This is a genomic window from Vibrio sp. VP6 (genome assembly GCF_028823755.1).
GTDB classification, from domain to species: domain Bacteria; phylum Pseudomonadota; class Gammaproteobacteria; order Enterobacterales; family Vibrionaceae; genus Vibrio; species Vibrio parahaemolyticus.
On sequence record NZ_JAPEID010000010.1, the window covers coordinates 18381 to 39459 of the forward strand.

Sequence of the window (21079 nt, forward strand, 5' to 3'; positions counted from 1 at the left end):
GGGCCGTCAGTAGGTTTTTTGGCTAAGACACCTACTATAACGAGACATCGATATGATTCGTATTAATGAAATTAAGCTTCCTCTTGATCATGAGGAAGGCGCGCTATTAGACGCGATCACTAAAAAACTTGGCATTCCTGCTGAGAAAGTTATCTCTTTTAACGTCTTTAGACGCGGCTACGATGCTCGTAAGAAAACCAATATTCATCTTATTTACACGCTAGACATTATCGTTGAAGGCGATGAAACCGCGTTGCTAGCGAAGTTCGCAAACGATCCTCACGTTCGCCAAACGCCAGACATGGAATACAAGTTTGTTGCGAAAGCACCTGAGAACCTAACAGAGCGCCCAATCGTCATCGGTTTTGGTCCATGTGGTCTATTTGCTGGTTTGGTGTTGGCTCAAATGGGTTTCAACCCAATCATTGTTGAACGTGGGAAAGAAGTTCGTGAACGTACTAAAGATACTTTCGGTTTCTGGCGTAAACGCACGCTAAACCCAGAATCAAACGTACAGTTTGGTGAGGGCGGTGCGGGTACGTTCTCTGACGGTAAGCTGTACAGCCAAGTGAAAGATCCAAACTTCTACGGTCGCAAAGTGATCACTGAATTTGTAGAGGCTGGCGCACCAGAAGAAATTCTATACGTAAGTAAACCGCACATCGGTACTTTCAAGCTGGTAACGATGATCGAGAAAATGCGTGCGACTATCATCGAGCTAGGTGGTGAAATTCGCTTTAGTACTCGTGTTGATGATCTTCATATGGAAGACGGTCAAATCACTGGCGTGACATTGTCAAACGGTGAAGAGATCAAATCTCGTCACGTGGTATTGGCTGTTGGTCACAGTGCGCGTGATACATTTGAAATGTTGCACGAGCGCGGTGTGTACATGGAGGCGAAACCATTCTCGGTTGGCTTCCGTATCGAGCACAAGCAATCGATGATCGACGAAGCGCGTTTTGGTCCAAATGCGGGTCACCCAATTCTTGGTGCTGCGGATTATAAACTGGTTCACCATTGTAAAAATGGTCGTACCGTGTACAGCTTCTGTATGTGTCCAGGCGGCACTGTTGTTGCGGCGACATCTGAAGAAGGTCGCGTAGTGACGAACGGCATGAGCCAATACTCTCGTGCAGAGCGTAACGCAAACAGTGCGATTGTTGTGGGTATCTCTCCTGAGGTGGATTACCCGGGTGATCCTCTAGCAGGTATCCGTTTCCAACGTGAACTTGAATCTAACGCTTACAAACTAGGCGGCGAAAACTACGATGCGCCAGCACAGAAAATCGGTGACTTCCTGAAAGGTCGCGATCCAAGTCAACTTGGTGATGTTGAGCCATCTTTCACGCCGGGCATTAAGCTCACAGACTTATCGAAAGCGCTGCCTCCATTTGCGGTAGAAGCGATTCGTGAAGCCATTCCAGCTTTCGATCGTAAGATCAAAGGTTTTGCATCCGAAGATGGCCTGTTGACTGGCGTTGAGACTCGTACCTCTTCACCAGTTTGCATTAAGCGCGGTAAAGATTTCCAAAGTGTAAACTTAAAAGGCTTCTACCCTGCGGGTGAAGGTGCAGGTTATGCTGGTGGTATTCTTTCTGCTGGTATCGATGGTATTAAAGTCGCAGAGGCGGTTGCGCGTGACATCGTTGCAGCAATGGAAAATGCATAATTAAATCACTTTTTGATTTGATGAAAGCCAGTCAGTTTTGCTGACTGGCTTTTTTGTATGTGCTGCATAGCTAATTAGGATTAGTGAGCATTTTCTGCGCGACATTTGAGACGTTTCCTCGTCATGTCTCTGGCTTTTGTTGGTGTTTACTTCTGCAGATAACTTTTTCTTATTGGGATAAATATGCAACAAGATTTAGCTTGAGAGCAGTAGATAAATGAATTTTGATAGAGATCAATAGACTACGCCTATGAACAAAATTGCTAATTTCCATTTAGTAAAATCAAGAAAGTAGACGACACTTATCTTAAGGCCGCAATAAAATGCCGCTAAGGAGATAAGAATGCATTCATTAAAAGTAAAAGATTACATGACGTTGCAAGCGGTGACTTTCACTAAAGACATGTCACTCACAGCCGCTTTGAACAAAGTGATGCAGAGCGTGACGCTTGGTGGTCCAGTCATTGATGAAAACGAAAAAGTAGTGGGGTTCTTATCTGAACAAGATTTGTTAGATAAGTTGGTGAAAGCCAGCTACCACTGCCAAGATACACATACTGTGCAAGAGTGTATGCATGAAGATGTGTTGTCCGTCTCGCCAGAAATGTCGGTCATTGAGTTGGCGGATATGATGAAAGTCGGTAAGCCAAAAATGTACCCAGTAGTTGACGACCGAGGAAAACTTGTTGGCATCATCACTCGCCGTGATGTTCTGCGCGCTATTGGGATGACGTTAAACGAATGCTTTAAACATCCAGTTTGATGACGACATCGACATGACAACTTCGAAAGGCGCTGCGGCGTCTTTCTTTTTTCGGAAAAAGGCTGAGGTTGAGCGAAGTGGTTATTTTTCTCTTTTAACAAAATTCGTCTTGACCTTGGAGCTAGCTCCAAGGTTTATCCTTAGTGGTAGATGAACAGTCTCAGCCAATAAGGAAAACAAACTATGTGTACAAAACATCAAGGTTGCCAGTCAGGCAAAATCAAAACTGCTGTGCCACTCAGCGCCCATGACTCTTGCTGCGCGCCAACTAAACCGACGCTAAATATTGCTCAAGCGGGTGTTGATACTGTTGAAAGCTCTTGCTGTAGTGGAGGCAGTTGCAGTTCGGACACCGCCGATGAAGAAGGCCCCGCGGAACAGCGAGAATCCTCGATTCGTAGCAGTTGGATCGTGTCCGATATGGACTGCCCGTCTTGTGCGCAAAAGCTTGAAAAAGCCATCATGTCATTGCAAGGCGTTACGAATGCTAAAGTCCTTTTTGCTACAGAAAAGTTAGTTGTCGATTTTGATGACCATTCTCTAAGTTCGATCATCGAACAAACAGCGCGCCAAACTGGTTTCCCGCTTTCTGCGCTGGATAAACCAAAGCAAAAGAAAGAGAACAAAGGCTGGTTCGGTTTTGTTCAAGACAATCTACAGATTTTATCGATCGCAGGTGCAATGGCATTTGCGGGCCTTGTCGCAAGCATCAACCCTCAGCTTAGTAGCTGGATTTTTACTTTAACCTGTTTGCTGGGTTTGTATCCTATTGCCCGTAAGGCCGTCAAACTGGCTCGTGGTGGCACACCATTTGCCATTGAAACACTGATGAGTGTTGCTGCATTAGGTGCGTTGTACTTAGGTGAAACCGCAGAAGCCGCGATGGTGTTATTGCTCTTCCTTATTGGTGAAAAGCTAGAAGCATACGCATCATCACGAGCTCGAAGTGGCGTTCAGGCCTTAATGGATTTGGTACCAGAAAACACCACGCTGATCATTGATGGTGTACGCAAAGAAGTACCAGCGTCTCAGCTTCAACCTGGGGACGTAATTGAAGTGGCACCTGGCGGTCGTTTGCCAGCTGATGGTGTATTGATGACGACGTTAGCCGGCTTTGATGAAAGTGCATTGACCGGTGAATCAGTTCCTGTTGAGCATGAAGAAGGCGGGAAAATCATGGCGGGGGCTGTGGTAGTCGATAAAGTAGTGCAGGTGCAAGTGACCTCCCGCCAAGGTGAAAATGCCATTGACCGCATCCTTCATTTGATTGAAGAAGCTGAATCGCGCAAAGCGCCGTTAGAACGATTCCTCGATAAATTCAGTCGCTGGTACACGCCACTAATGATGCTGGTGTCTCTTGCCGTCATCGTTACGCCACCATTACTGTTCGCTCAACCTTGGGAAACATGGGTGTACCGTGGTTTGGCATTGCTCTTAATCGCTTGTCCTTGTGCCTTGGTTATTTCAACGCCTGCTGCTATTACGTCGGGTCTGGCTGCTGCGGCACGCCGTGGTGCATTGATCAAAGGTGGGGCAGCGCTTGAGTTGCTTGGCAAAGTGGAATCGGTCGCGTTTGATAAAACAGGCACGTTGACACAAGGTAAACCGCAAGTAACGGACGTGGTGACTTATGATGTAACAGAAGAAACACTACTGAGTTTAACTGCTTCTATCGAGATGGGGTCAAGTCATCCTTTAGCGGTTTCATTAGTGAAGCGGGCCGAAGAACAAGGCGTTTCGATTCCTGAGGCAAGTGATAAAACTGCTCAAGTCGGCTCTGGTGTAACAGGTTTGGTGAACGGTAAATTAGTGCAAGTTATTGCGCCATCAAAAGCGGACTTCCCTGTTTCTTCGAAAGTTGAACAACGTGTTATTGAACTGGAAGAACAAGGCAAAACCGTGGTGATCGTTCGTCACGATTACGAAGTTATTGGCGTGATCGCGTGGCAAGATACTCTTCGTCAAGATGCTCAACAGGCAATCGCCACGCTGAAAATGTTGGGTGTGAGTTCTGTGATGTTGACGGGGGACAACCCACGCAGTGCAGAAGCGATAGCCCATCAAATTGGTTTGGATTACAAAGCGAGCTTGTTGCCTGCCGATAAAGTACGTTATGTGGAACAACTTTCTACTGAGCACACGGTTGCGATGGTTGGTGATGGTATTAACGACGCACCTGCGATGAAAGCTTCTAGCATTGGTATTGCGATGGGCGGAGGTACTGACGTCGCATTAGAAACTGCTGATGCGGCACTAACGCACAACCGCTTGGTTGAACTGCCAGCAATGATTGAATTATCACGTGCGACGCTCAATAACATTCGTCAAAACGTAGCATTGGCGCTTGGCTTAAAAGGCGTGTTCTTAGTCACCAGTTTATTGGGTATCACAGGGCTTTGGGTTGCGGTCTTGGCAGACAGTGGGTCGACTGCGTTAGTGACACTCAATGCGCTACGACTTCTGCGTTTTGAATCTAAACAAGTGCAATAACGCTATTCTCAAAGTTGCTCTATATTTAACCCGAGGCGTTTCTCGTCTCGGGTTTTTATGTTTCTGTGAGCACTATAAGTTTTGTGAATGTAATCTGAGCCGTCGGACTTGTTGTTATGCAACGAAATGATAAGTTCGCCCGAATAATGTGATCTAAACCGTTTTAATTTGAAATTGTAGATTTATTACATTTTATCAATGTGATTGTGATCACTCTATGTTGGTGCAAGGTTCGCTACAGTGCTCCTGTACCCAACAACTTACTAATGAGCTTATTGTTTACAAAATAAGCCACAATAAGGAGCGACATATGTCTCAAGCTGTATTCCATTTAGGTGTTACTGAAGCTGATCTTAATGGTGCAACTCTAGCCATCATTCCCGGTGATCCAGCGCGTGTTCAAAAAATCGCAGAACAAATGGAAAACCCTGTATTCCTAGCAAGTCACCGCGAATACACGCTTTACCGCGCAGAGCTAGACGGTAAGCCAGTTGTGGTTTGTTCAACAGGTATCGGTGGTCCATCTACCTCTATTGCAGTAGAAGAGTTAGCACAGCTTGGTGTTCGCACATTCCTACGCGTAGGTACGACTGGTGCAATTCAACCACACGTAAACGTAGGCGATATGATCGTGACAACAGGCTCTGTTCGTCTAGATGGTGCAAGCCTACACTTCGCTCCAATGGAATTCCCAGCAGTTGCAGACTTTGATGTTGCGACAGCGATGAAAGCAGCAGTTGAAGAATCTGGTGCAACAGTTCATATGGGTGTGACTGCTTCAAGTGACACTTTCTACCCAGGTCAAGAGCGTTACGACACATTCACTGGTCGTGTTGTGAAGCGTTTCCAAGGCTCTATGAAAGAGTGGCAAGACATGGGCGTGCTGAACTTCGAAATGGAATCAGCAACGCTACTTACCATGTGTGCAAGCTCTGGCCTGAAAGCAGGTTGTGTGGCGGGTGTAATCATCAACCGTACACAAAAAGAGATTCCAGATCATGCAACACTGAAAGAAACGGAAGCTCGCTCAATTAAAGTTGTAGTAGAAGCAGCACGTAAAATGCTTTAAGCGCTCACTTTAGTTGGCATTTAAACAAACAGAAAAACCCAGAGGCTTGCCTCTGGGTTTTTCTATGTGCCTTGTTCAAGGTGCGATTTTCTAGATTCTAAAACGCAAAGTGATTGAAGCTAGGATAGGCACTAAAAACAGGCATTAAAAAAGCAGCTCCAGTGAGCTGCTTTCGTGTTTTTAGAGGGCGACTAAATTTCGTCGGAACCGCCAGCGGCTTCAAACCATTTCGCAAGATGCGTTTTGAGATCTTTCAGCTCTTCAGGGCCGATAAGCGCAAGGCCAAGATCCTCTGCACGAGTAATGTCATTGTGACGAAGAGGGCGGAAGCTCACCAGCATAGCGCGTGCTTGTAGACCGCCTAGCAGGTCACGCAAAGATTCCAGTTTGTACAGCGTATCGTCACCATCATCGCGCATGCCTTTCGTTTTACACTCAATGATGTGCAGCTTGTTATTTACAACCGTTGCTACGTCTAGCTCGTTACGTACTTCACTTTCACCCAGCTTACGATATACCTGAACATTCAAAGAGCGATCTTGAATCGTTGGCATGGTGTCTTGGATTTGCTTCACAGTGCTGTGAACCAGAGTCTCCAACCATTCGCCGTTAGAGAATCGACGTGCGTCTTCGTTCGCGAAGGTCAAAATGCCATTTTCGTAAGTCGCGATCTGTGCTTCGACAAGATCCGACAGCAGCATGTTGAGTTCACGGTAGCCTTGTTGCTTCTCAGACAGCTCCACATCCAGCTTCTGCTCCTTACGGCAGGTTGTCGCAAGGTAGTTGAGTGTCGCCAAGCCTGGGCCCAATTCAAGCGCATTTGACGCCCAGCGTTCGCCAAGCTCATACAGTTTTTGATCAAGAAGAGGAGGAAGGTCTACGTGGTGGAACTCGCCGCGCGCACCGAAAATGGTTAGGTAGTCGGAGATAGTAATGTGGTCTTCAACTTGCGTATCTTCTTTGCCATCTGGGTAAAGCCAGCAAAGTTTGTCACTGTTTGGCTCAACTACGAAGATAGGCCAACGATAAGTACGGAAAACCTCGTAAACCGACAACAATCGATGACGAAGGCCACAGCTTGCGTTCAGTTTGACGTCTTCTCCACGGTCGTGAAGATCTTTCGCGAGCTTTTGAATCGATTGTTTAATCAGGGTTGTATTGACAGCAGACGGAATTTCAAAAAACTCAGAAGTAATCTCTCGCTGCTCTAACACGCTACTCAGTCGGTCAAACATATCTACCTGTGTTTTGTCACCAATGAATACGATATGTGTGCTTAAAGTGCGATTATCCAATAGAGGAGTGACCAATCTCACTGGGTCTTGGTCGATAATACCAACATGAACAGCCATAGATTTTCCTTTTTGTGTGGCCGCTCGAAAAGAGAAGTGCAAGGGATGAGCAGGCCATATTACCCATATGTAGACAAGGCCGAGAAAAAACAAGGGCGACTTCATAAAAAGTCGCCCTTATACAGCTGGTTGCATCAACTATTGCATAAAAATTTACAATTTAAAGCGATGGACTAATTCATTTTGCTGATGAGCAAGCTGAGTGAGAGATTCACTCGTATGAGTGATGCTCGACATCGCGTGGTAACTTTCATCCGCAATATTGTTGATGTCTTCAATGTTGCGCGCAATATCTGCTGAGGTTTCGCTTTGCTCTGCTGCCGCTTGAGAAATGTGCGTACTCATTTGGCTGATTTCGATAATGAGTGCTTGGATCTCTTCCATTGAACTGTTCGCTTTCGAGGCTTGCTCAACCGACATTTCCATATCACTCATGCAGCTTTGAATCACTTGGTTGGCTGACTGAGAGCTCGATTGCAGATTGCTGATCATCGATTCGATTTCTGTGGTGGATTGTGTGGTTTTCGATGCCAGCACACGTACCTCATCGGCTACCACGGCAAATCCGCGTCCTTGCTCTCCTGCACGTGCCGCTTCAATCGCGGCATTGAGAGCCAACAAGTTGGTTTGCTCAGCAATGTTGCGGATGACATCCAAAATTGAGCCAATTTGACCACTCATCTTTTGCAGTTCAGAAACGGCAGACACAGACTCGTGAAGGCGCGTTTCTAGCTGATTGATGGTCGAAATGTTGCTACTCATGACATTTCGGCCTTCTTCGGATGCAGACTCAACACGTTGAACCATTTCCAAAGAGCCTTGAGCGCTTTGCGCAACTTCTTGAACCGAGTGAGACATCTCAGTCATAGCCGTTGCCACATTAGCGGTCTGCTCACGTTGAGCATTCAGCTTAGATTGCGCTTGAGAAGAAGTTCGTTCGTTGGTTGTCGCGGTCGAGGCTAAGTTTTCTGATGCTTCATTTAGCTTCACTAGAATGTCGTGCAAGCTGTCCGCTAACGTGTTGATATGACCACTAACGCGGCTGAACTCGTTGTTAAAGCGAATATCAATACGTTGCGTCATATCGCCTTTAGTTAGGCTCTCTAGCGCATTGAGAATACGTGTTAATGGCTCACGCACACTTTGCGCGATGTGATAGCCGATAGCCGCCGCAAACAAAACCACAACTACACCAATCACAATCGCTTTCGTCACGCCAGCAGAGTAAATGTCACCGGCATCATCAAGAGATTCGTTTAGTTTGTCTGTTGCTGTCGTTGTGAACTGCTCAAGGATAGCCATCGTAGAATCGACTTTGTTAGCTAAGTTCGCAATGTTGTCGTACAGAGCCGCTCGAGCGTTGAGGTAGTTGTTGTGTTGGTCTAGCACACCGCCACGCATACCTACGTCACGGGTAAATTGTTCTACGGATTCGCCAAAAGCTTTTTCTAACTCAGGAAGCTGAGTGATCAACCCACGGAACGCGTAGTTCAAGTGCGTTACTGCTTTACGGTTTTTCGTTACCGCTTGCGTAACAAACTCAGGATTGGAGCTGGCCAGCGCATCGGAAGTGATCACTTCGGCATCTTTGAGTTTGATGAAGTAGCTTTTCGCCATAACCTTCACTGAAATACTCGATTGGTCTGCAACGTATTCTTTCAAGCCAACAGAAAGTTCAGTGTTGAGTTTTTGAAAGCGGCGCGATGACTTCTGCACTTCTTCTTGTGCTGAAAACATTGCTTCATAGTTGTCCATTGCTTCGAGCGCTTCGGTAAAGTAGCTTTGCTCTAGCGTCTTCAGTTGAGAAAAAGGTTCGGCAAGAGAAGGGTAGATCTGGCTTGCTGATTCGAGCTGCGCCAAAGTGGATTCAAAACGTTGTTGAGATCTCGCAAACTCCTGACGCATTTCTTCCATGCGCTGTTTATTCTCAGTGGTTAGAAAATCTTTAAAAGACTTGTCGGCAGAAAGCAGTTCCACACTGGTTTGGTTAGATAACGATACAAGGGGCAACGATGATTTAGAGACGGTTTCAAATTTACCGTGAATATCATGCATTCCCCCCATCATAATGGCAATTGTGACAGCAAACAGGATGATGATCAGCGCAAAGCCCGCATACATCCTTTTAATAACTGAACCTCGCATAAGTGAGCTTCCTCTCCCAAAAATAGACAACATAAATAAGAATTGTCTTAAAAAAGTAACAAAATTCATTGGATTGTATTGAGTTCGTGACGCACGTTTTATGACGCATACGACAAAAAAAGCTTCGTTTATTAGCATTAGATTGATAATGTTAAGTGAACACTGTTTTTTATTGAGCTCAGCTTTGGGTTGGAGCATACTAAATGGGTTACACACCTTTATAAAATGGAGTCCCCATGGCGGAAGAAACTATCTTTAGTAAAATTATTCGTAAGGAAATCCCAGCAGACATTCTTTACCAAGATGATTTAGTGACCGCGTTTCGCGATATTAACCCTCGCGCGCCAAGCCACATTCTTATCATCCCGAACAAGTTGATTCCGACAACGAACGACGTGGAAGCAGAAGACGAAGCAATGATGGGACGCCTATTCACTGTGGCGAAGAAGCTTGCGAAAGAAGAAGGTATTGCTGAAGACGGTTACCGTTTGATCCTTAATTGCAACCCTCATGGTGGCCAAGAGGTTTACCATATCCACATGCACCTACTAGGCGGTCGTCCTTTAGGTCCAATGGTATTGAGCTAAGCTAATTTGAAAAGGGTGGTGCCTATGCCACCCTATTTATATTCTTTTCTGAGCACACATTTGCGGAGATAAATGTGAAATTAGGTGTGAAGCTGTTTGGACTGATTAGCTGGGTCTTGATGGCGTCTGGCTGCGCTAATTTGTCTGCGGGCAATTTGTTTAGCCACTACAGCGACCAGAATCAAGAAGTTTATCAGGCAGTTGTTGCTGGCAATTATGCCAACGCTGAGCAACTCCAATCGAGCGACGTCGGTGGCGAGATCCTTGGCAATTTCGAAAAGGGTCGTATTTCATTCCTTGCGAAAGATTACCCAACCAGCCTCAAAGCTCTCGAAGAGAGCGACCGCGCGGTACGTGTTCAACAAGACCGAGCAACCATTTCTGTTTCTGAAACAGCGACGAGCGTAGGTTCACTTGCTGTAAACGACAATCTTAACGAATACCAACCTGCAGACTACGAACTCGGCTTTTTGCATTTATACCTTGGTCTGAACTATCTACAAAAAAATGATTTAGAAGGCGCACTCGTCGAAGTTCGTCGTGCCAACCAAGTTCAGGAAGCGGCGAGAAAAGCGCGTGAAAAAGAGTTGAAGTCGGCAGAAAAAGATCTAAAAAACCAAGGTATGTCAGCCAACTTAGGCAGCGTGCTCGCGAGTTATCCAGACGCAGGGAAAAAACTCAGCGCGGTGCAAAACGGTTATCTCTTCTATCTTTCTGGTTTGTTGTACGAAGCGTCACGTGATCTTAACAGCGCTTATGTGGATTACCGTCGCGCTTTGGCTGTGATGCCAGATAACAAACAGGTTATTGAAAGCACGATGTACGCCGCGAAAAAGCTCGGTATGCGTGAAGACTTACGTCTGCTTGAAAAACGCTATGGCAAGGCACCGACAGGGTTAAATAAGTCACAAGGACGCGTCATTGTGATTGACGAGCAAGGTGTGGTTGAGGCTTTGCAAGGTTGGCGTATTGATTTACCTATTTTTGACAGTCGCGGCAATGGCGCAATCTACTCATTGGCACTACCTTATTATCCGAAACGTGGGGCACCACGCTTTAGTGATGTGGCTTTGAATGGAACAAAACTGCCTTCTAGTACGTTGGCTGACGTTAATGCCATGGCTCAGAATGATTTGAATGAACGCTTAACGACAATAGTGATTCGCCAAGCCATTCGCGTTTGGGCGAAAGACCGAATCAGAAAAGAAGCAGCGAAAAAAGGCGATGACGTGGGCAATATTCTTTTCAACGTTTGGAATACGTTAACAGAACAACCAGATACTCGAAGCTGGCAAACGCTGCCAGCGCAAGTGAAGACCGTTCACAAATTGTGAAGCCGGGTACACAGCAGCTAAATTTAGGCGATCAAGTCTATCAATTTGACGTACCAGCGCAGCAAACCACACTGGTGTGGGTTTCTCGTCAGGGAGCGCATTCGACGGTATGGCATAAACAATTAGGGAGATTGTAATGAGAGCATGGCTTATTGGCTTAGCAGTCATTATCGGTTTGGCAGGTTGTGCGGACAACACTGCTGGGATCCGAGTTGATGGCCAAACACAAAACGTATTTTTTAACGATAACGTATTGGGCAGCCGACTGTTGGTTGACAACATCACCACGACTTACGTCGATGATCGACCACGTGGTGTGGTGCAGTTAAGCAGTAACTACAAAGGTGACCAGCACATTCTTTATCGCTTCTACTGGTACGACAACAATGGTTTGGAAGTGAACACCAAACCGGGGCCTTGGCGCAAAATGATCGTGCGTGGATTTGAATCTGTGACGCTTTCGGAGGTCACGGTCAATCCAAATGGCACACATTTCCGTGTTCAAATTAGAGAAGCACAAGACGATTAATCTTAACGGCTTTGCCGTAGCTGCCGCGCCAACATGCGCTGGTATTGATATAACTAAGGAACTCTCATGAAAAAAAGTATTATTGCTCTTTTAGGTCTAGCCGTTATTTTGGGTGGTTGTTCTAACAAAGTCTCTTACGGTGATTCACAAGCGACTGAAACGACAACCATCGATTTCGGTTCGACGGACCTACAAAAAATTGCTGGCGAGATGGTAGACAGCATGATGATGTCAGGTTCAGTAGCAGCAATTACTCGTGACCAACGTCCAATCGTGTTTGTTGAGCGAATCAAGAACAAAACCAGTGAGCACATCGACACTGAATCGATCACTGATACTATCTCAACTAAAATGCTGAACTCAGGCAAATTCCGCTTTGTTGATATGGACCGCGTAGAATCGGTTCGTGAACAACTTAACTTCCAAAATACGGACGAGCTTGTTAACCAAAGTACAGCAATTCAGTTTGGTAAAATGGTCGGTGCGCAATACATGCTTTACGGTAACCTTTCTAGCATCGTGAAAAATGCAGGTAGCGATAAAGATGTATACTACAAAATGACAATGCGTTTGATGGATTTGGAAACAGGCCTAATCGAATGGGCTGATGAAACAGAAATCCGCAAAGAGCAATCTAAGAGCCTATTTGGCCTTTAATTGACCATAATGGAGAAGTCATCAATGGCGTGGTTTTCTTGGCAACAAGCAAAACAGTTAGATCCGAGCTTAAATGCGTTAGATGGCTTCTTTTCAGAACCACCGGTGAAGGTGCAAACCGTCACCGGCGGGCTCACCAACCGCTGTTGGCGGTTGGAATCTTCTCAAGGCCTTGCTTATGTCTGGCGACCGACCAGCAACGTATGCAAGGCTTTTTCTATCTCTCGTCATAACGAGTATCAAGTTCTTCATGCTATCGAGCCGCTAAATCTCGGGCCAAAGCCGATCTTCGTTCATGAGCAAGGGTTATTAGTGGAGTGGATCGATGGGATCACGCTGACAAAAGATGGCATCGAGTTGGAAGAGCTCTTACCCATCGCGGCGACCATTCATCAATACCATTCGAGCTCCATACCTGTTGTGCCATTTTCTTACATCTCACGAATTGATCATTATTGGTTGGAGTTAGAAGGAAAGTACGTCGGTTCGGAATTTGAAACCCTATACAAACACTGGCGTTCTGAACCTAGTGTTGAACAAATTCCGTTAGCGCTGTGTCACTTTGATTTGGGGTGTTACAACCTAGTTAGGGGAGATCAGGGCGTGAAAGTCATTGATTGGGAGTACGCAAGCCTTGCAGACCCAAGATTGGATTTAACGCTCATTTTGCAAATTACCGATTCGCCAATAGAAGAGTCGGTTGAACGCTATTGCCAGATTCGAAATATTGAAAATACCTCAGTTTGGCTTGAAGGAGTAAAAGCGTGGCAACCCCGCACTTTAGTGATGGCAATGCTTTGGTACTTGCTTGCTTATAAATTATGGGGAGATGAACAATACTTAAACAGTGCGCAAGAGTTTAAAGACTTATTGTGTTTAGAAGATCACTGTTTTGAGAACTCGTGACGTTTTCCCCTTTATCAGTAAGGAAATAGTGGTAGTTTTAAAAAAAGTACCAGATTTTACAGGGAGAGGTACACATGATTATTTACTTGCACGGCTTTGATAGTACAAGCCCAGGTAACCACGAAAAAGTTCTTCAACTACAGTTCATCGATGACGATGTTCGTTTCATTAATTACAGCACGCTTCATCCTAAACATGACATGCAGCACCTGCTAAAAGAAGTGTCGAAGGTTATCGATCAATCTGATGATCCTAATCCACTTATCTGTGGGGTTGGCCTGGGTGGGTATTGGTCTGAACGTATTGGTTTCTTGTGTGGTATTAAGCAAGTGATGTTCAATCCGAACTTACATCCAGAAAACACCATGGCTGGTCGCATCGATCGCCCAGAAGAATACGAAGATATTGCAACGAAGTGTGTAGATCAGTTCAGAGCTAAAAACCAAGGGCGCTGTTTAGTGATTTTGTCGAAAGAAGATGAAATTCATGACAATACAAAAACGGCTTCTGAGTTAGAAAAGCACTACGACATCATCTGGGATGAATCGCAGTCACATAAGTTCAAGAAAATCTCTCAGCATCTTCAAGCGATGAAAGAGTTCAAAAATACCTAGTATGCAAAACTCATTGTTTACGATTTAAACAGCACTGCTTGCAGTGCTGTTTTTCTATCTGTCCCATTTCGCTTTTTGCTGGATTATTCCAGCTCACATTTTCAGCCGTTTAAAGGCAAGAATATTGTGTTCTTTCTATGGTTTTCTTACTGATGAACTATGTGGCACGAATACCTTGTTGTAGAGTAGTCGAAAAGTAGTCAATCCGCATCCAGAGTAAGGATTTTGGTTGCCTTCAAAGGATGGCTCTATATAATGAACCAGACTAAAATAATTTGATAAATATCAAAAAAAATTGAGAGCGAGTGAGAAACTTGCCCACTTTTGTCTGGAATCGTATGTTTCAGGCGATGTAAATGATGCCCAATGAACAAACAGTAATAACAACGAAAAGCATAGGCATCCGTTTTAATCCAAACAAGCTGAGACACCTCTAAGAACCAAGAATTCATCGGTTGGATGTTTTACTGCAGATTTGCTGTGAGTGAGACATCGGGCTGAACCCCATATATTCATTTTTGTAGAGGAAAATCATTGTGACACGCATTATCGTTGTAGGCGGCGGTGCTGGTGGCCTTGAGTTGGCGACTAAGCTTGGCCGTACTCTTGGTCGTAAGAACCGTGCGCAAATTACGCTAGTAGACCGTAAAGCGAGCCACTTGTGGAAACCACTGTTGCATGAAGTTGCAACGGGTTCTTTGGACGAAGGTGTTGACGCTTTGAGCTACCGTGCTCATGCGAAAAACCATAGCTTCGATTTCCAAATGGGTAGCCTTCAAGACATCGACCGTGAACGTAAAGTGATCATTTTAAGTGAGCTGAAAGACGAGCACGGTGAACTTCTTATGCCAAGCCGCGAGCTAGAATACGATCTTCTAGTGATGGCGATTGGTTCAACATCGAACGATTTCAACACTCCAGGCGTTCGCGAAAACTGTATTTTCCTAGATAGCCCAGAACAAGCGCACCGTTTCCGTACAGAAATGAACAATGAGTTCCTAAAGCTGCATGCGAAAAACGGTAACGGCACAGTGGATATCGCGATCGTTGGTGCTGGTGCAACGGGCGTTGAGCTATCGGCTGAGCTGCACAATGCCGTGAAAGAACTTCGCACTTACGGGTTTGGTGATCTAGATTCAAGCAAGCTGAATGTTAACCTGATTGAAGCGGGCGAGCGCATTCTTCCTGCATTGCCACCACGTATTTCGTCTGCGGCGCATCAAGAGCTTGTTAAGCTGGGTGTAAACGTTCGTACAGCAACGATGGTGACTAAGGCGGAGAAAGACGGCCTAACTACCAAAGATGGCGAAAAGATTCCTGCGCAAATCATGGTTTGGGCTGCGGGTATCAAAGCACCTGATTTCATCAAAGACATTGCAGGTCTAGAAACAAACCGTATTAACCAATTGGTTGTGAAAGGAACACTGCAAACAACGCGTGATGACGATATTTTTGTTATCGGCGACTTGGCGCAATGCACACAACCAGACGGCTCATTTGTGCCACCTCGTGCGCAAGCTGCGCACCAAATGGCTAGCCAAGCGTTCAGCAACATTGTGGCGAAGCTAAATGGTCGTGAGTTGAAAAACTATGTGTACAAAGACCATGGTTCTTTAGTGTCTCTAAGCCGCTTCTCTACAGTAGGTAGCTTGATGGGCAACTTAACCAAAGGTTCGATGATGGTTGAAGGCCGTATTGCACGTGTTGTTTATATCTCACTATACCGCATGCACTTGATGGCACTTCACGGCGTGTTCAAAACAGGCTTGATGATGCTGGTTGGCCGCATTAACCGTGTATTGCGTCCAAACCTTAAGCTTCACTAATATCGGCGATTCAGCCAGTTTCAGTGTTGAAACTATAGAATAGAAAAAGCCACCGCAAGTCGGTGGCTTTTTATTTTTTTCTATTTTGTCCCGTCCCAAATAAAGCTTACACCTTCCAACGCTTACCGCTGTCTTACAGCAAATCAGTTGGCAGAAGTGAATACACGACGCCATCTTTTGGTTTGCCATGGAAAATAAATCGATTTCTGGCGATGGCTTCTTTTTTTGCTCCAACGGATTCGATCAAAGCTTGGCTGGCGTTGTTATCAGGATCACAAACGATTTCAATACGAGTTAAGCTCAGTTTTGCAAAACAAAATTCTGCCAACGCTTTAATCGCCTCTTGAGCGTAGCCTTGTCTTTGGTAACGGTCTGCTACCCAATAACCAATACTCGCCATATTAAACGTATGGTAAAGCTCATTCACGGCTGCCATTCCCAGCAAGGTATTGCTATCTCTATCATAAATACCGAAACCAAATGCTTCCGTTTTGACCCAATTTAAACGTGTTGCTAGTAGAAAGTCTTGGGCATCTTTTAGCGAGACTTCTGCGTCACACCAATCAAGCCAAGTATGCAAAGAGGGGGATTGGGAGAGCAATCGTTGTAGCGAGTGAGCGTCATCTGCTGGGATAAGACGAAGGGCTAGGCGAGGGGTGATGATTTCAAAATCTGGGCTCATGAATAAATACGACTTCCATTGCTGATTTTAGAGATACCGACCTTTCGTTCCTTAGGTCATTGTAGTTGTTGGCTTGGGTTTACTTCGCTCAAAGGCTAAGGCTTCAAACCGAGTGACTACTGGCATGGTTGTGATTAAATGAGTTTAGGTGATATGAAGTGGCAGATAAAACAAAGCGCAGCGATTGCTGCGCTTTGTAGAACTGTCGAAGTTTAGTTAACTCGACGCACCTGGATGATCATTCCCATTAGAGGGTTGTCTAAGTAGTGCGTTTCGCTGCTTTTCATGCGGCGTTTTTGATCCAATCGGTAGCTCTTTAAGAAGGTTTCTTCAGTCACCGTTGGTGAGATTTCTGCGAGGTTACCCACTTGAACGTTGCCGTCAACATCACCGAGTTCATCATTCAACTGGTCAGTTGATTTAGACTCAAAGCGAACTTCACGAACGCTTGGTTCACGCAAATCCAGCGTGGTTTCTGCAAACAAGTAATGCTGCACGTAAATTTGGAATTTGCCATCTAACTCATACAGTGGGCCGTTGATGGTTTCTTCGTTATAGCCATCGCTAGAGTAGCTGTTATTGCCATTAATCGGGCTACCATCTGCATTGTAAGAGCCAGAGAAATCACGACCACCTACAATTCGAAAGATTGGCGCGCTTGCTTTACCTCGATCACCTTGACGCCATGCTACGTGTTTTAGCACTTTAAATCCGGCATGATTGTTCAGCGCCGCTTCTTGTGCGTTTAAGCGGAAAGAAGAGCGAGGTAACAGAGTTACGCCTTTAGAGCGGCGGTAGGCTTCGCTGTCCAAACTGCCGACATTTTCCATGTCGATTTTAGGCAGTTGGTTTGGCCAAGATTCAGTAGTGCTTTCAGCGTCGACTGCTCGCTTGAAAATAATTACTTCAATATCAAATTGACGCGCAGCCCAAGAAGGCATTGAGACACATAGAAGCAATAACGGGATCAATATTCTCATTCGACTATTAGCTCGTTGGTAATAAATTCTGTTTAAAATCATTCAGTAAGTCTTGTACAAACTGAATGCGTTTACGTCGGTCCGCCAATGGTACGCTAAACTTGAACTTAGTTGGACCTTCCATTGCAAATTTTTGCGGCTGTGATTGCAGGAGTTTAACTAAATACGCTGGATTTATGTCAGCATCAGGGTAAAACTCGATAAATCCACCTTTATCATGGGCTTCTATCTTCTTCGCTTTAATACTACCTGCGGCAAATTTCAATTCTGAGACAGCCAGCAAGTTCTTCGCGGCATCAGGAAGTAAGCCAAAGCGGTCGATCAGCTCAACTTTTAATTCGGATAGCTCATCGCTGTCGCTCACACTCGCAATTCGTTTGTACATCGACAGACGCGTATTGACGTCTGGAATGTAATCATCAGGCAGTAGCGCAGGGATTCTCAGTTCCACTTCTGTTTGTTCACGAAGCAGATCATCCAATGATGGCTCTTTACCTTCTTTCAACGCTTCGACTGCTTGTTCAAGCATTTCCATATACAGTGTAAAACCAACCGATTGAATTTGACCACTTTGTTCGTCACCAAGCAGTTCACCAGCGCCACGAATTTCCAAATCGTGCGTTGCCAGAGTAAAGCCCGCGCCTAAGTCTTCCAGTGAAGCAATGGCATCGAGACGTTTAATGGCATCTTTGGTCATTGCTTTTGGATGTGGCGTTAACAAATAAGCGTAAGCTTGATGGTGAGAGCGACCAACACGGCCACGCAATTGATGCAGTTGCGCCAAGCCAAGGTTGTCAGCACGATCCATAATGATTGTGTTGGCCGTCGGAACGTCGATACCCGTTTCAATGATGGTGGTACACACCAACACGTTAAAGCGCTGGTGGTAGAAATCATTCATGATGCGTTCTAGTTCGCGTTCACGCATTTGGCCATGTGCCACGGTAATACGGGCTTCTGGAATGAGTTTTTGTAAGTCTTCTGCCGTTTTTTCAATGGTTTCTACCTGATTGTGTAGGAAGTAAACCTGACCACCACGCATAATTTCACGCAGTACGGCTTCTCGCACCACGGACTCTTCACGTTCACGAACAAATGTCTTGATAGCTAAACGGCGTGCTGGTGGTGTGGCGATGATCGACAAATCACGCATACCACTCATTGCCATGTTCAGCGTACGAGGAATCGGCGTTGCCGTTAGGGTAAGAATGTCCACATCGGCGCGCATCGCTTTGACTTTCTCTTTTTGACGAACACCGAAGCGATGCTCTTCGTCGACAATCAACAAACCCAAATCTTTGAATTTGATGTCGCTGGAGAGCAATTTGTGCGTACCGACGACGATATCAACTTTGCCATCCGCCACATCTTGCAAAATCACTTTTTGCTCTTTGGCTGATTTAAAGCGAGAAAGCACCTCGACTCGGATTGGCAAGTTCGCGAAGCGGTCACGGAAGTTTTCAAAATGCTGCTGAGCAAGCAGGGTTGTTGGCACGAGTACGGCAACTTGTTTGCTGTTGTCCGTAGCAACAAAGGCCGCACGCATGGCAACTTCTGTTTTACCAAAGCCAACGTCACCACACACCAAACGATCCATGGCTTTTGCTTGGCACATATCGGAAAGCACCGCGTTGATTGCCATGGCTTGATCATCGGTTTCTTCAAACGGGAATGTTGCTTTGAAGGTCGCGTATTGGCCTCGATCCAAGGCAAATTTAAAGCCCGGTTTTAGCTCACGCTTCGCGTATACATCAAGTAGCTCTGCTGCAACATCGCGTACTTTCTCAGCTGCTTTTCGACGTGCTTTCGACCACGCTTCTCCGCCAAGTTTGTGCAGAGGAGCCGTTTCTTCAGCGCCGCCAGAGTAACGGCTGATCAAGTTTAGCGAGGAAACGGGAACATAAAGTTTGGCGTCGTTTTGGTATTCAAGCGTCACATACTCGGTTTTCATTCCCCCCGCTTCAAGGGTTTGCAAACCAATGTAGCGACCGATACCGTGGTCTATATGAACAACAGGTTGGCCTGGTTTCAGTTCGGCAAGGTGGCGAATAACAGTGTCACTGTTGACGGCTTTTTTGTCTTTGCGACGACGTTGAATTACGCGATCGCCAAGCAAGTCACTTTCGCATATCAGCGCGAAGTTCAGCTCGTCATGAATAAAGCCGTGTTCTGCTGAACCAAGAATCAACGTGAAACGGTGGTCTGACACCAAAGCGTGATACAGCGATTCTTGCACCACTGGGCGAACTTTGATGCCTTGCAGAAGCTCAGTCAGGGCTTCGCGTCGACCTTCCGATTCCACCGAAAAGATGATTTTGCCCGTAAATTGTTCGCTGAATTGGCGAAGACGAGACAATGGCTCTTTGTTTTGCTGTTGAACGCCAAGTTCTGCCAGTGTTTGTACCGCTAAGTTTTGGCGGCCAGCACGTTTCATTACTTTCTCTAGGCTGAGCTGTGCCTGAGGAAGTTGTTTGAAGTGTGCAAACAATTCGTCTTTCTTGAGCCACAAATCGTGTGGGGCAAGAAGTGGACGTAGAGGATCAATTTTCTTTTGATCGTAGCGATATTCGACGTCATTTAAGAATGTGTCGACAGCTGCTTCAATGTCGCCGTATGTGATCAGCTGCGAATCTTCAGGTAAGTAGTCGAACAGGGTTTCGGTATGGTCGAAGAACAGTGGTTGCCAGTATTCAATGCCTGCCGGCCACGTTCCTTTGGTGACTTGCATGTAGATGGATTCTGGCTCGCGTCTCGCCTCAAACTGGGTGCGCCAACGAGTACGGAAATCTTCAATCGCTTCTTTCGTCGTTGGGAATTCATGCGCAGGTAGCAATTGTATTTGCTGAATATCTTCGATAGAACGCTGATTTTCTGGATCGAAAGTGCGAATGGTGTCGATTTCATCATCGAAAAAGTCAATACGGTAAGGATCAGCACTGCCCATCGGGAATAAGTCGAGAATCGAACCTCGGCTCGCGTATTCACCCGGCCCAAATACTTGGTCTACGTGACGGTAACCCGAGTTCTCTAGTTGCACTCTCAGGTTTTCTAGCGAGAAATTATCGCCTGTTTTGACCATTAGTGTGTGCTGTAACAAAAATTCTCGCGGAGATTGGCGCTGAAGAACAGTACTGACTGGCACGATAGTGACACCGCCACGTTGATTCGGCAGTTGGTATAGGCGAGCAATACGGTCAGAAATGATCTCTTGGTGTGGAGAAAAATTGTCGTATGGCAACGTTTCCCAATCAGGGAAAAGGCTTACCGGTTGGTCGGTAAACTGTTCGATTTCTGCTTGCAGTTTCAACGCGATCTGCGGATCTGGCACAACCAGTAGTGAGTGACTTGAATGCTGCTTGGCCAGTTCGGCAATAGCGAGTGGCAGCGCTGCACCGGGTAAGTTGCCAAGTTGTTTTTTGTCGCCACGCTCAGTTGGATTGGTGACGGAAAGTATCGTTGCTTTGGTCATAGGA

At 45.8% G+C, this 21079-nt stretch carries 15 protein-coding genes and 1 pseudogene; 11 read left to right on the forward strand and 5 right to left on the reverse strand.

All coding sequences use genetic code 11. From position 1 onward, the window contains the following. The first annotated feature begins 52 nt into the window (after positions 1-52). The 4 genes from OU793_RS08675 to udp all read left to right on the forward strand — a co-directional run bounded on the left by OU793_RS08675 (position 53) and on the right by udp (position 5994). On the forward strand, positions 53-1672 hold the full coding sequence (locus OU793_RS08675; protein ID WP_005461132.1) for an NAD(P)/FAD-dependent oxidoreductase: 1620 nt from the start codon (positions 53-55) through the stop codon (positions 1670-1672). A gap of 343 nt (positions 1673-2015) precedes the next feature. After that, positions 2016-2435: a CBS domain-containing protein gene (locus tag OU793_RS08680; protein WP_005461138.1), complete on the forward strand. Its 420-nt coding sequence runs from the start codon at positions 2016-2018 to the stop codon at positions 2433-2435. Between the two features lie 183 nt (positions 2436-2618). Beyond that, on the forward strand, positions 2619-4925 hold the full coding sequence (locus OU793_RS08685) for a zinc/cadmium/mercury/lead-transporting ATPase (protein ID WP_140103316.1): 2307 nt from the start codon (positions 2619-2621) through the stop codon (positions 4923-4925). A gap of 310 nt (positions 4926-5235) precedes the next feature. Then, on the forward strand, positions 5236-5994 hold the full coding sequence (udp, locus tag OU793_RS08690; RefSeq protein WP_005481824.1) for a uridine phosphorylase: 759 nt from the start codon (positions 5236-5238) through the stop codon (positions 5992-5994). Between the two features lie 191 nt (positions 5995-6185). On the opposite strand, the gene OU793_RS08695 is transcribed toward udp, so the two are convergent. Both OU793_RS08695 and OU793_RS08700 read right to left on the reverse strand, forming a co-directional pair. Further along, a complete protein-coding gene (locus OU793_RS08695) occupies positions 6186-7346 on the reverse strand; it encodes a DUF1887 family protein (protein ID WP_005461150.1) in 1161 nt (386 codons plus the stop codon). Positions 7347-7499: 153 nt separating this feature from the next. Continuing rightward, on the reverse strand, positions 7500-9491 hold the full coding sequence (locus OU793_RS08700; RefSeq protein WP_140049679.1) for a methyl-accepting chemotaxis protein: 1992 nt from the start codon (positions 9489-9491) through the stop codon (positions 7500-7502). Positions 9492-9727: 236 nt separating this feature from the next. On the opposite strand from OU793_RS08700, the gene hinT reads away from it, so the two are divergent. The 7 genes and pseudogenes from hinT to OU793_RS08735 all read left to right on the forward strand — a co-directional run bounded on the left by hinT (position 9728) and on the right by OU793_RS08735 (position 15944). Beyond that, the gene (gene hinT / locus OU793_RS08705) at positions 9728-10078 is read left to right on the forward strand and encodes a purine nucleoside phosphoramidase (RefSeq protein ID WP_005461572.1); all 351 of its coding nucleotides are present in this window, start codon (positions 9728-9730) and stop codon (positions 10076-10078) included. Positions 10079-10152: 74 nt separating this feature from the next. After that, positions 10153-11549, forward strand: a pseudogene (locus OU793_RS08710) (COG3014 family protein). Further along, positions 11549-11941 carry a YcfL family protein gene (locus tag OU793_RS08715; protein WP_005456243.1) on the forward strand — a complete coding sequence of 131 codons (393 nt, stop codon included), beginning with the start codon at positions 11549-11551 and terminating at the stop codon, positions 11939-11941. Before OU793_RS08710 ends, OU793_RS08715 begins: the two are co-directional and overlap by 1 nt. A 66-nt stretch (positions 11942-12007) precedes the next feature. Continuing rightward, on the forward strand, positions 12008-12598 hold the full coding sequence (lpoB, locus tag OU793_RS08720) for a penicillin-binding protein activator LpoB (protein ID WP_005456187.1): 591 nt from the start codon (positions 12008-12010) through the stop codon (positions 12596-12598). A 24-nt stretch (positions 12599-12622) separates the two neighbouring features. After that, a complete protein-coding gene (gene thiK / locus OU793_RS08725) occupies positions 12623-13504 on the forward strand; it encodes a thiamine kinase (protein WP_021449349.1) in 882 nt (293 codons plus the stop codon). Between the two features lie 74 nt (positions 13505-13578). Then, positions 13579-14118 carry an alpha/beta hydrolase YcfP gene (ycfP, locus tag OU793_RS08730; protein WP_005456278.1) on the forward strand — a complete coding sequence of 180 codons (540 nt, stop codon included), beginning with the start codon at positions 13579-13581 and terminating at the stop codon, positions 14116-14118. Between the two features lie 536 nt (positions 14119-14654). Beyond that, complete coding sequence (locus OU793_RS08735; protein ID WP_005456272.1) at positions 14655-15944, forward strand: NAD(P)/FAD-dependent oxidoreductase; 1290 nt, start codon at positions 14655-14657, stop codon at positions 15942-15944. Positions 15945-16077: 133 nt separating this feature from the next. On the opposite strand, the gene OU793_RS08740 is transcribed toward OU793_RS08735, so the two are convergent. The 3 genes from OU793_RS08740 to mfd all read right to left on the reverse strand — a co-directional run bounded on the left by OU793_RS08740 (position 16078) and on the right by mfd (position 21075). Further along, positions 16078-16626: a GNAT family N-acetyltransferase gene (locus OU793_RS08740; protein WP_005481806.1), complete on the reverse strand. Its 549-nt coding sequence runs from the start codon at positions 16624-16626 to the stop codon at positions 16078-16080. A gap of 212 nt (positions 16627-16838) precedes the next feature. Then, a complete protein-coding gene (locus OU793_RS08745) occupies positions 16839-17606 on the reverse strand; it encodes a peptidoglycan binding protein CsiV (protein ID WP_021449347.1) in 768 nt (255 codons plus the stop codon). Positions 17607-17613: 7 nt separating this feature from the next. Continuing rightward, positions 17614-21075, reverse strand: a complete 3462-nt coding sequence (mfd, locus tag OU793_RS08750) for a transcription-repair coupling factor (RefSeq protein ID WP_140103317.1) — start codon at positions 21073-21075, stop codon at positions 17614-17616. Positions 21076-21079: the final 4 nt, after the last annotated feature.

Excerpts from the sequence above, each read along its gene's own strand:
- OU793_RS08675 (WP_005461132.1), top strand. The coding sequence starts at position 53 with ATGATTCGTATTAATGAAATTAAGCTTCCTCTTGATCATGAGGAAGGC.
- OU793_RS08680 (WP_005461138.1), top strand. The coding sequence starts at position 2,016 with ATGCATTCATTAAAAGTAAAAGATTACATGACGTTGCAAGCGGTGACT.
- OU793_RS08685 (WP_140103316.1), top strand. The coding sequence starts at position 2,619 with ATGTGTACAAAACATCAAGGTTGCCAGTCAGGCAAAATCAAAACTGCT.
- udp (WP_005481824.1), top strand. The coding sequence starts at position 5,236 with ATGTCTCAAGCTGTATTCCATTTAGGTGTTACTGAAGCTGATCTTAAT.
- OU793_RS08695 (WP_005461150.1), bottom strand. The coding sequence starts at position 7,346 with ATGGCTGTTCATGTTGGTATTATCGACCAAGACCCAGTGAGATTGGTC.
- OU793_RS08700 (WP_140049679.1), bottom strand. The coding sequence starts at position 9,491 with ATGCGAGGTTCAGTTATTAAAAGGATGTATGCGGGCTTTGCGCTGATC.
- hinT (WP_005461572.1), top strand. The coding sequence starts at position 9,728 with ATGGCGGAAGAAACTATCTTTAGTAAAATTATTCGTAAGGAAATCCCA.
- OU793_RS08715 (WP_005456243.1), top strand. The coding sequence starts at position 11,549 with ATGAGAGCATGGCTTATTGGCTTAGCAGTCATTATCGGTTTGGCAGGT.
- lpoB (WP_005456187.1), top strand. The coding sequence starts at position 12,008 with ATGAAAAAAAGTATTATTGCTCTTTTAGGTCTAGCCGTTATTTTGGGT.
- thiK (WP_021449349.1), top strand. The coding sequence starts at position 12,623 with ATGGCGTGGTTTTCTTGGCAACAAGCAAAACAGTTAGATCCGAGCTTA.
- ycfP (WP_005456278.1), top strand. The coding sequence starts at position 13,579 with ATGATTATTTACTTGCACGGCTTTGATAGTACAAGCCCAGGTAACCAC.
- OU793_RS08740 (WP_005481806.1), bottom strand. The coding sequence starts at position 16,626 with ATGAGCCCAGATTTTGAAATCATCACCCCTCGCCTAGCCCTTCGTCTT.
- OU793_RS08745 (WP_021449347.1), bottom strand. The coding sequence starts at position 17,606 with ATGAGAATATTGATCCCGTTATTGCTTCTATGTGTCTCAATGCCTTCT.
- mfd (WP_140103317.1), bottom strand. The coding sequence starts at position 21,075 with ATGACCAAAGCAACGATACTTTCCGTCACCAATCCAACTGAGCGTGGC.